The organism is Planctomycetota bacterium, from assembly GCA_039182125.1.
Classification (GTDB): Bacteria; Planctomycetota; Phycisphaerae; order Tepidisphaerales; family Tepidisphaeraceae; genus JBCDCH01.
Window position 1 is genome coordinate 1 of record JBCDCH010000107.1, and the last position, 10,357, is coordinate 10,357.

Here is a 10,357-nt window from a genome sequence, read left to right on the forward strand (position 1 = left end):
GACCAAGCAGAAACGGCATGAGCAGCAACGCGGCGATGAGTGCGGTAGTCCGGGAGAGCATGGGATAAGGGGTTGGAAGAAATCGCAACACGGCGATCAAACCGCGCTACGACGTGAGGAAGTTCTTGGGGCCGACGTGGACCCGCGAATGTTCAGAACCGGTTGCGTTGTACCCGTGTCGGGTAGTTGATCGATCACGCCGCTGTCCGGCTCGATCTGGCGAAGAAGTTCGACAGCGGCCTGGCGAGCGATGCCGGCAAAGTTCAAGTCGATGGCCGTGATCGCGGGCGTAACCCAGGCGAGTTCCGGCTGGTCGGTGATGGACATGACGCTCAGGTCGCGTGGGATTTTCAGGCCCGTGCCCGACAACTGATTGATGACCAAGTCGAACGTCTTGTCGGGGTTCTTCCCGATGATCGCTGTGGGACGTTCGGGGTCTGCGGCCAGTTTCTTGAGATTTGGGGCGAACGCCTTTGGGCCGATGGTTTGGATTTCGTCGGGCGGGATGATGTCGGTGTATCCGTCGCCGCAACCCGCCGTTTTCATCTCGGCGAGGATTCCACGGCGCCATGCGCGGTACATGTGTTGGGGCCAAATCCGCTTTTCACCGTCGGCCGACTGCAGGAAACCGATGCAACGATGCCCGAGTTCGAGCAGGTGCCGGGCAGCCATGCGACCGATGTTCTCGTGATTGGGCATCACCGACGCAATGCCCTTGGCCGACGGTGCGTTGATGATGACGGCCGGCAGTTCGGCCCGTTGGATCAGTGCGATCTCCTCGGGCTCGATGTGATAGTCGATGATGACGCCATCAAAGCGAGCATCCGCGAATCCGCTGTGCTCGGCGTTGTCGCGAATGCGGTAAAAGGCGACGTGATAACCTGCCGCGCCCAGCGTGTCGGTGAGCCCGGAGACCAGGGCCGGATCGTGCGTGTCAGTCTCAGGACGTGTGGTCGAGAGCAAGCCGACCATCTGGGTCCGACCGCTTTGGAGTGCCTTGGCCCGCCAATCGACCTGATAGCCCATCCGTTCGGCGACCTCGCGGATCTGCTGGACCCGTTGGGCGGACTTGGGCCAGGAACCTTTGACCTTGCCGCGCAGGACCTTGGAGACCGTCACCTTGGAGACGCCGACCGCATCCGCGATGTCTTGGAGGGTGGTTGCCATGATCCCGCATCGTGACAGGTAAAATTGACGTCGTCACGTGGAAGTGTGCTTTTGGGTTACAAAACGGCTGAACAGTCGCCCAGGATGGGGTCGAGGAGTTGCCGGCGGCCACACTTGTTTACCGTTGAACAAGTGCTAAGTTAATCGCACATGTCGCCGTGAGCAAGCGCGACACTTTTTTCGGCCGGGTTGTGTTCCCGGCATCCTTTCGGGCAACATTTCCCCGAATCACCCGCCCACCGGCGGGGCGGTCCACGTCACGACCGCTCCAACCCTCAGGATCCTGCCCCGATGTCCCTGCCATACCGCCACATCCATCTCGATTTCCACACGTCACCGCTGATCGAAGACATCGGCGCGGATTTCGACCCCGACCAGTTCGGCCGACGACTCGCCGATGCTCACGTCAATTCGATCAACATGTTCGCCCGGTGTCACCACGGGCATTTGTACTACCCCTCCAAGATCAATCCCGAACGCATCCACCCGCATCTCAAAAGGCCCAATCTGCTGCCCGAACAGATCGAAGCCTGCCACAAGCACGGCATCCGCGTCCCGATCTACATCACGGTCCAATGGGACAAGTTCACCGCCGACGAGCACCCCGAATGGCTTTTGCGGGATGAGGTGCTCAAACCCCACGGCCGGGGTGACGGAGGGCCGGAGTCCGCCTCGTCACTGCTACACCCCGATCACGGATTCTACGACCGGCTCGACGTCTCCCATCCTGGCTTCGTGGAGTTCCTACAGAACCACGTCCGAGAGATCTTCCAGATGATGCCCGTCGACGGGCTCTGGTGGGACATCGTGGTGCCGTACTTCTCCTACGAAAAGCGCTGGCTTGATGCGATGGACAACGCCGGGCTCGACCTACACAACCACAACCACCGCACGCAGTTCTCCCGCAAGGTCATCGCCGATTTCGAGAAGACGATGACCGACTTCGTTAAAGCACTGCCCGAGTACACCGACGACTGCACGATTTTCTACAACTCTGGCCACATCGGTTATCGCCATCGCCACAACGCCGACGCGTACACCCACTTCGAACTCGAATCGCTCCCCGGCGGCGGGTGGGGGTACATGCACTTTCCCGCGTCACAGCGCTATGCCCGTGGACTGGGTAAACCGACGCTCGGCATGACCGGCAAGTTCCACTCCTCCTGGGGCGACTTCCACAGCTACAAGAACGAAGCGTCCCTCGACTTCGAAATCTTCAACATGCTCGCACTGGCTGCGGATGCGACCTGCATCGGGGATCAACTCCCGCCGCGTGGCATCCTCGACAAAACGACCTACGAGTTGATCGGCGGCGTCTTCGAGTCGGTCAAGAAGAAAGAGCCGTGGTGCCAAGACGCCGTCGCCGTCACCGATGTCGCCGTGATGAACCCCGAGGAGTTCCAAGAGTCCGAGGGCGTGTTCCATCACCAGGAAGAGTCGCAGGGCCGGACCGACTTCGGCGCGGTTCGCATGCTCGCCGAGCTGGGCCAACAGTTCGACCTGATCGACTCTGAACGCGACTTCTCGAAGTATCGGTTGATCATCCTGCCGGAGAAAGTCACCGTGTCGCCGGCACTGGCGAAGAAGTTCGAGGATTACGTCGCCGGCGGGGGGTCGCTGATCCTCTCGTACAAGTCGGGCCTCAACGAAGCCGGCGATGCGTTTGCGACGGACCTGTTCGGCGTGAAGTTCAACGGCAACGCCGAGTTCCAGCCGGACTTCCTGCATCCCGAGGCCGCGCTCATGGAAGGCCTCAACGACACGCGCTACGTCATGGCCCAGCGGGGAGTCGACGTCACGCCGACCGACGGCTCGGAAGTACTGGCCAAAACCGAAAGGCCGTACTTCAACCGCACGTGGAACACGTTCTGCTCGCACCAGTATGCACCGACCAACGGTGAGTTCGTCTACCCGTCGGCTGTTCGCAAGGGACGGGTGATCTACTTCGCTCACCCGGTCTTCCGAATGTATGACTACGAGGCGTGCCGATGGGTGAAGCGGATCGTTCGTAACGCGATCAACTTGCTCCTCGACAACACGCTCGTCAGCCACGACGGTCCGTCGACGTTGATCGTCACGCTCAACGAGCAGGCCAAGCAGAGCCGCTACGCCATGCACCTTCAGCACTACATCCCCGAACGTCGCGGCGATGCGTTCGACACCGTCGAGGACGTCATCCCGCTGCACGACCTGACCCTCACCCTCCGCACGCCAAAGGCGATCAAGTCGGCCAAGCTCGTCCCCGACGGCGGCGATCTGCCGATCCATCAAGACGGCGACGCCGTCAACATCACCGTCCCCAAACTCGTCGGCCACCAGATCGTCGAACTGTCCTACGCCTAACGCATCCCACGAAGCCCAACATGACTTTCCACAACTACAGCCCCGTCGAGCGCTACGCCCAGAATCCGATCCTCACCGGCAAGGACTTCCCCGACGAGTACCACATCATCCATTGCTTCAACTCCGGCATTCACAAGCACGAGGGCAAGTACCTCATGGTCTGCCGCTGTGAGGACGCGGGGCTCAAGGCGTACTTCTGGATCGCCGAGTCGGGAGACGGTTTGAAGTTCACGCCGCGCGACAAGCCGATCGACATGCCGGTCGATGACCCGATGTTCCAGAAGTACGCGGCGATCAACTTCTACGACCCGCGCGTTACCAAGATCGGCGACACGTACTACCTCACCCACGCCACCCACAGCCCCTACGATTGCCGCGGCGCGCTGCAGTCGACCAAGGACTTCGAGACGTTCACTTGGCACGGCTTCATCACCGACGCGGGTAACCGCAACGTCGTGTTGTTCCCCGAGAAGTTCGGCGACGACTACGTCCGACTCGATCGGCCGCTTACCACGTGGGACAGCGGCGACATGTGGATCAGCTACTCCAAGGACCTGATCCACTGGGGCCGCGGCGACTGCATCATGCCCAAGAGCAAGATCGACTGGGCGTGGAGCAAGGTCGGCGCCGGCGCAGTGCCGATCAAAACCGAACGCGGCTGGCTCAACATCTTCCACGGCGTCCGATCCCAGGCCAAGGCACACCTGATCTACCAACTCGGCGTCTGCCTCCACGACCTCGACGACCCGAGCAAGATCACCGCCATTAGCCGCAAGCCGATCCTCACGCCGACGATGGACTACGAGCTCCACGGCCAAACCCCCAGCGTCGTCTTCACCGCCGGCGTCGTCCCCGAAGACGACGGCACCATCAAGCTCTACTACGGCGGCGCCGACACGGTCATGTGCCTGGGCTTCACCACCGTCGACAAGCTGCTCGAACTCTGCGACGAGGCATGATCAAAGTATGGCTCGATTCCTGACCGTCCATCACGGCAAACTCCGCCGAGAATCCAATTGACACTGCTGAAGAGCCTTGTCAGTCCTGTTTTCTTGCCTTTGTGGGTGGCACTCCGCTGCTCAACATAAGGCCGATTATCGGACGCCGGAGGACGCAGGTGTGCGGTTGGCGGCGGCTTTGTCGGCGCTGAGCATGGCGGAGCTTTCTTCGCGGTGCAATTGCTCGACGGTGCGGACGGGCTTGCGGGCCGCGCCTTTCCAGGTACGACGCTTCACGCGGGTGCCGTTGCGGTCGTGCTGGGCCAAGCGCTCACGAGCAGCGTCGATATCGACATTGCTGTAGTTGGGCAGCCAGCGTCGCTGCGCGACGAGCATCTCATCGACCATTTGCCAGATCTCTTCGGGTTCGCAGATCGACGCCGTCAGCGGATCGTGCAGGACGGCTTGTTTGAGCAGCGTCACGTCGCCGGCAACGGCAGCGTCCTTGGCCATGCGCTGCACGTCGATGCTCGCGCGGCAGGTCGCGGCACACGCCTGCGGTAGTTCGATGCCGGCGCTCATCTGGATGCCGGTGCGGTCGACATAGCCCGGGGCTTCGACGATGCAATCATCCGGGAGGTTGGCGATGATGCCGGCGTTGCGGACGTTGAAGTGACCGCGGTACGGCCGACCGGTTTCGCGGGCTTCGATGATGTGGCTGCCGTGCTCGGTGCTGCGGCGCCATGCGTCCATCGGCCCGCCGGCTTCGCCGAGGAGTTTCTCGAAGTCGGCGTCGAAGAGTTGGCGGGCTTCGGTGGTGATGCGTAGGTAGCCGCCGGTCTCGCCGTGAATCCAGTCACCCTTACCGACCCAGCGCTGGGCGGCGGTCGGGTCGGTGCCGAAGCGCTTGCGGTACCACGGGACGTACTCGCTGAGGTGGCCGTTGGACTCGGTCGAGTAGCAGCCGAACCGCCGCAGCACATCGATGCGGACCGGCTCGCGCTCCGACCATTTCGGATGCGCCTCGAATGCTTCAAGCAACTCGTCACGTCCGATAAGCCGACCGTCGTGGATGATCTTGACGTACCACGTCTGGTGGTTGATCCCGGCGCAGACGATCTGCGTGCGCTGGTGTCGGCGCAGGTCGTGCCAGTCGTACTCCTCGTTGCCGGCAAGGCGCGCGAGGACCGAGTCGATCTGCCACCAGCCGCCTTCGACGCCGTGGCAGAGGCCGACGGTGTCGACGCCCTGCCCACGGTCGGCCGCATCGAGCGCGGCCCAAGTGTTGATCGCCATCGGGTTGGCGTAGTTCAGGAACAGACACCCCTCGGCCGCGACGGCTTTGGCATCCCGTTGGAACGCAAGCATCTGCGGGACGTTGCGTTGGCCGTACATGATCCCGCCGATGCAGAGCGTGTCACCGACGCACTGGTCGATGCCGTAGGTGAGCGGGATGTCGATGTCGGTCTGGAACGCCTCGACGCCGCCGATGCGGACGCAGCTGATGATGTAGTTCGCCCCATCGAGTGCGGCCTTTCGTTCGAGGTGCGTCGAGATCGTCGCGGGCAGGTCGTTGCCGGTGATCTCCTTGCGCAGGATTTGGGCCATGCGTTCCTGCGCCTGCTCGTCGATGTCATGGAGCGCGATGTGTACGTCGCGTAGCTCCAGCACCAACAGGATGTCGCGGACGAGGGTGCGTGTGAAGCCGAACGAGCCGGCACCGATGAAGGCAATTCGTAAGGGCATGGTCGATCACCAAGCGTAAATGGTTTTCGGCGTAGCGCGTCATCGGTGAGGTAATCTGCTTTCGGCTCGTGGACGCCGACTGCCGCACGTTCCTTAACTTGCCCTGCCATGACACTTGATCCCGCCGTCGGTCCGCTACCCGAGCACCTTGACCCGACACTCACACATCGCAACCGCCTGCCGCCACGTAGCCGGTTCACGAGTTATCCGACGGCCGAGGCTGCGTTGGCAGCGATCAACGATGGCAACCCGTCGCCGTGGGAGCGTTCGCTCAACGGAACCTGGGGTTTCGAGTTGTTCCGACGGCCCGAGGCAGTGCCGAGCGGTTGGATGAAACGTGACCTGCCGGACGAGATCGAGGTACCCGGGCATTGGCAGTTGGCTGGCGAACTGACGCCGAGCGGCGGAACGTACGGCGCGATCAGTCGGCCGCATTACACGAACTGGGCCTACCCCTGGCCCTGCGATCCGCCGCACGTGTCCGACCACAACCCGACCGGCGTGTACGCCCGCAGCTTCGACGTGCCAACCGACTGGGACGGCATGCGAAAGGTGCTGCGATTCGACGGCGTGGACGGCTGCTTTACCGTTGCTGTCAACGGCAAGGACGTCGGGATGAGCAAGGGCAGCCGGCTGATGGCCGAGTTCGACATCACCGACCACCTCCAACCCGGCACCAACACGATCGCCGTGCGGTGCATCCAGTTCGGCGACCACAGCTACCTCGAAGACCAGGACATGTGGTGGCTGTCGGGCATCTTCCGCGACGTAACACTTTTGGCGGAGCCGACGCCCGAGTTCGACATCGCTGTCACGGCGATTTTCGACGATGCCACTGGGCAAGGGCGATTGCGCATCGTTGCCAAAAACGGACAGATCGAAAGCGCGGGGCTTCATCTCGGTGACAGATTCGTGGTGGCAGAACCGTTTGGTGCGACCGAAGTCAACCAACTGGTGGACCGTGTTGAAATGTGGACACCTGAGTCACCGCAGCTCTACGACCTGTCAATCAGTCTCGCGGAACCGAGCGGCGAGCAACGGCACATCCCCTTCCGCGTCGGCTTCCGCAACGTCGACGTCACAACCGACGGCGTGCTGCGGCTCAATGGGGAGCCGATCAAACTCCGTGGCGTCAATCGGCACGAGTGGTCCCAGACCCGCGGCCGAGCCGTCACACGCGACGACATGCTCGCCGATGTGCTGCTGATGAAACGGCACAACATCAACTTCGTCCGCACCGCGCATTACCCGCCCCACCCCCACTTCCTCGACCTGTGTGACCGCTACGGACTGCTCGTCATCGACGAATGCGATCTCGAATCCCACGGCATGCTGAAGGCGACCCCGGCGTATCGGCTCAGCGACGACCCTGAGTGGAAGGCGGCACACCTCGACCGCATCGAACGCACCGTCGCCCGCGACCGTAATCACACCTGTGTCATCATGTGGAGCCTCGGGAACGAGAGCGGCTGCGGTGCGAACACCGCCGCGATGGGACAATGGTGCAAGGCAAACGACAAGACCCGACTGGTCCATTACGAAGGCGACTGGCGGGCCGAACACGCGGATGTGGTGAGCCAGATGTACACGTCGCTCGATCGGTTAGTCGAGGCGTCGGCCGGCGAGGATTTGCCCCCGCCCTATTGGCGACCCGACGGTCAACCGTGTGACGACTGGAAGGGCAAGCCGTTCTTCCTCTGCGAGTACGCCCATGCGATGGGCAACGGCCCCGGCGGACTCGCCGACTACTGGGACATCATCTGGAAACACCCACGCCTCTGCGGCGGCGGCGTCTGGGAGTGGATCGACCATGGCCTCCTCACCACCCTGCCCGACGGCACGCCACGCATCAGCTACGGCGGCGACTTCGGCGACGAACCGAACGACGGCAACTTTGTCTGCGACGGCTTGCTCTTCGCCGACCGCACACCCACGCCAGGTCTGCGCGAGCTGAAACAAGTCCACGCCCCCATCGTCGCCGAGCAGGTCGACGGTTGTCGCTTGCGGATCGTAACACGTGATCCTTTTCTCGACGTCACGACGTTGCGGCTGTGTTGGGAGCAACTGGCCGAAGGCGCGGTTCAGCACCACGGCGAACTCGACATCGAACCGGGCATCATCGACCTACCCTGCGAGCCGACCGGCGAGGGTGAACGTCATTTGACCGTGCGGTTCGTGTTGCGCGACGCAACATCATGGGCCGAGGCCAAACACGAGGTGTCGGTTTGCCAGTTTGAGCTGGCCCCCGGCGAGAGGCCGAATCTCCCAAGCGAATCCGCCGCGGCAATGACCATCCGCTACGACGAAGCGGACAAGACGCTCGCGCTCGACGATCTCGCCGCCCCACGACTCACGTTCTGGCGGAGCCCCATCGACAACGAAGCCCGTGGCGTCGGTGAGAATGTCGCCCGCAGTTGGCGGAGGCTCCAACTCCAACACGAACAACACCGCATCGATGCGTGGCAGCCCGATGATGATGATGGCGGCGGCACGCTTCATGCGACGGTCGGCCCGCCGGTCGAAGCGCTGGGCCATCGCGTCGCCTATCGATACCGGCCGTTGGCCGGCGGTGTTCGACTCGACGTGACGGCCGAGCCGTTCGGTGATTGGAGACGCGTGGAGATGATCGGACGGGTCGCCTTGGTGATGGAACTTCCGTTGGTCGACGAAGCGACGTGGTACGGACGCGGCCCGGGCGAGTGTTACGTCGACAGCAAGTCGGCCGCCATCGTTTCGCGCTACACGCTGCCGATCGCCGACCTTCACACGCCCTACGCCCGGCCACAGGATCATGGCTTGCGCACCGACATCCGTTGGGTGCGTGTCGGTGATTGGCTGGCAGTCTTTGCCACCACCGGCGACTTCCAGCTCCATCGCCACACGACCGCCGACCTCGATGCCGCGCATCACGCCGACGAACTACCGACACGCGGCCGCCTGACGCTACATCTTGGCCATCGCCACAACGGACTTGGTAGCCACTCCTGCGGCCCCGAGTTGGCCGAGCCGTACCGCTTGCGCCCAAGGCCGCTGAGTTTCCGCCTGTGGCTCGGCCCATCCGCCAACCAGCAGCCGGGACACATCCGCGCGGCACTGGCACGCTAAACCGCCATGTTTCCCTTTGTATTGACTGGTTACGACCACGGTTCGGGACAAGAGAAACGTACGATTTTCCCATCGCACACTTGGTCGATCGCGATGCCGAGCATTTGTCGGATCACGGTGGCGTTGGTCTCGGCATGGGCGTCGAGGATCGCGCTCGTGAAGCTGCCACCGGCCAGCGCGAGCGGGATGAGCAACTGGTCCGCGAGGTATCGGCCGACGGTTGGAGCCAGTTGCTCGACACGCATGGCATCGCTCGGCCAACGGGGCAGCCCTTTCCGAAGCTGAGCGAGTTCTCGCTCGGCGATGTCGAACGGTAGCGATCCGAGTAGCACCGTCGCTGACCGGCACTGGTAAGAGCCAACTCGCCCGACAGATCTATGGATTGAAGAAACGTTGCGGTCAGACCAAGGGGATGTTCGTGGACGTCAACTACGCCACCCTCGGTGGCGATACCGCCGGCTCGACACTCTTCGGCCACACACGCGGCGCCTTCACCGGTGCCGCCGCGCTCCGGACCAGCCTGCTCAAGACAGCTGACAAGGACGTGCTCTTCCTCGACGAGACCGGCGTGAGGACATCGATCTAAGCCCCCCGTCGAGTCGCAGCTCCCCGCCGGGGTCGGGCCGATCGACCGCTTCGACGCGGTGCAACTGGCCGAGGTCATTCGTGTTTGCCGGGCCAGTCCAAACCTCTCGGCCGCCGGGCGTGAGTTGTTCGCCGTGAGCCGAGCCCAACGCAAGACCGCCAACGACGCCGACCGCTTACGAAAGTACCTCGCCCGGTTCGGGCTCACGTTCGCGGCCGTCCGGGCGACCTGAACACCACCCCAACATTTTCCGTGTTTTGCCGTTGAAGCGCACGCCCCGGTTCGGTACGTTCCGCGTTCAGCCCGAGGGGTGTTTTGTGGCCAAAGCATGGAAGCAATACGACACGGCACAGCCAGCCTTTCCCGACGATTTCCAAGTTGTCCGCAAGGCGGTCCTGCAGGTCACGGACCTGAAGACCAATCGCAACAAGTACTACGCCATCGAGCTGCACAGCGGCGGCGAGGGCGAGGC

Annotated in this window: 8 protein-coding genes; 5 read left to right on the top strand and 3 right to left on the bottom strand. The window is 62.8% G+C overall.

Features of this window, described 5'->3' with window-relative positions; all coding sequences use genetic code 11:
- Positions 1-96: 96 nt before the first annotated feature.
- On the bottom strand, positions 97-1,167 hold the full coding sequence (locus AAGD32_17715) for a LacI family DNA-binding transcriptional regulator (GenBank protein ID MEM8876085.1): 1,071 nt from the start codon (positions 1,165-1,167) through the stop codon (positions 97-99).
- A 291-nt stretch (positions 1,168-1,458) separates the two neighbouring features.
- Between AAGD32_17715 and AAGD32_17720 the strand changes: the two genes are divergently transcribed.
- Both AAGD32_17720 and AAGD32_17725 read left to right on the top strand, forming a co-directional pair.
- On the top strand, positions 1,459-3,510 hold the full coding sequence (locus AAGD32_17720) for an alpha-amylase family protein (GenBank protein ID MEM8876086.1): 2,052 nt from the start codon (positions 1,459-1,461) through the stop codon (positions 3,508-3,510).
- A gap of 20 nt (positions 3,511-3,530) precedes the next feature.
- On the top strand, positions 3,531-4,469 hold the full coding sequence (locus tag AAGD32_17725; GenBank protein MEM8876087.1) for a glycoside hydrolase family 130 protein: 939 nt from the start codon (positions 3,531-3,533) through the stop codon (positions 4,467-4,469).
- Positions 4,470-4,604: 135 nt separating this feature from the next.
- Here the strand turns inward: AAGD32_17725 and melA are convergent, their stop codons facing one another.
- On the bottom strand, positions 4,605-6,194 hold the full coding sequence (gene melA, locus AAGD32_17730) for an alpha-galactosidase (protein ID MEM8876088.1): 1,590 nt from the start codon (positions 6,192-6,194) through the stop codon (positions 4,605-4,607).
- A gap of 108 nt (positions 6,195-6,302) precedes the next feature.
- Here melA and AAGD32_17735 point away from each other — a divergent pair, with 108 nt between their 5' ends.
- Positions 6,303-9,299: a glycoside hydrolase family 2 TIM barrel-domain containing protein gene (locus AAGD32_17735; protein MEM8876089.1), complete on the top strand. Its 2,997-nt coding sequence runs from the start codon at positions 6,303-6,305 to the stop codon at positions 9,297-9,299.
- Positions 9,300-9,328: 29 nt separating this feature from the next.
- Here AAGD32_17735 and AAGD32_17740 read toward each other — a convergent pair whose 3' ends face one another.
- Entirely contained in the window at positions 9,329-9,544 is a 216-nt protein-coding gene (locus AAGD32_17740; GenBank protein ID MEM8876090.1) for an RNA 3'-terminal phosphate cyclase, read from the bottom strand.
- Between the two features lie 137 nt (positions 9,545-9,681).
- On the opposite strand from AAGD32_17740, the gene AAGD32_17745 reads away from it, so the two are divergent.
- Both AAGD32_17745 and AAGD32_17750 read left to right on the top strand, forming a co-directional pair.
- Positions 9,682-9,885, top strand: a complete 204-nt coding sequence (locus tag AAGD32_17745; protein MEM8876091.1) for a sigma 54-interacting transcriptional regulator — start codon at positions 9,682-9,684, stop codon at positions 9,883-9,885.
- 58 nt (positions 9,886-9,943) lie between these two features.
- Positions 9,944-10,117 carry a hypothetical protein gene (locus AAGD32_17750; GenBank protein ID MEM8876092.1) on the top strand — a complete coding sequence of 58 codons (174 nt, stop codon included), beginning with the start codon at positions 9,944-9,946 and terminating at the stop codon, positions 10,115-10,117.
- The last annotated feature ends 240 nt before the right edge of the window (positions 10,118-10,357 follow it).

Bases quoted from the DNA above. Each gene is read 5' to 3' on its own strand.
- AAGD32_17715 (MEM8876085.1), bottom strand. From the start codon at position 1,167: ATGGCAACCACCCTCCAAGACATCGCGGATGCGGTCGGCGTCTCCAAG.
- AAGD32_17720 (MEM8876086.1), top strand. From the start codon at position 1,459: ATGTCCCTGCCATACCGCCACATCCATCTCGATTTCCACACGTCACCG.
- AAGD32_17725 (MEM8876087.1), top strand. From the start codon at position 3,531: ATGACTTTCCACAACTACAGCCCCGTCGAGCGCTACGCCCAGAATCCG.
- melA (MEM8876088.1), bottom strand. From the start codon at position 6,194: ATGCCCTTACGAATTGCCTTCATCGGTGCCGGCTCGTTCGGCTTCACA.
- AAGD32_17735 (MEM8876089.1), top strand. From the start codon at position 6,303: ATGACACTTGATCCCGCCGTCGGTCCGCTACCCGAGCACCTTGACCCG.
- AAGD32_17740 (MEM8876090.1), bottom strand. From the start codon at position 9,544: ATGCGTGTCGAGCAACTGGCTCCAACCGTCGGCCGATACCTCGCGGAC.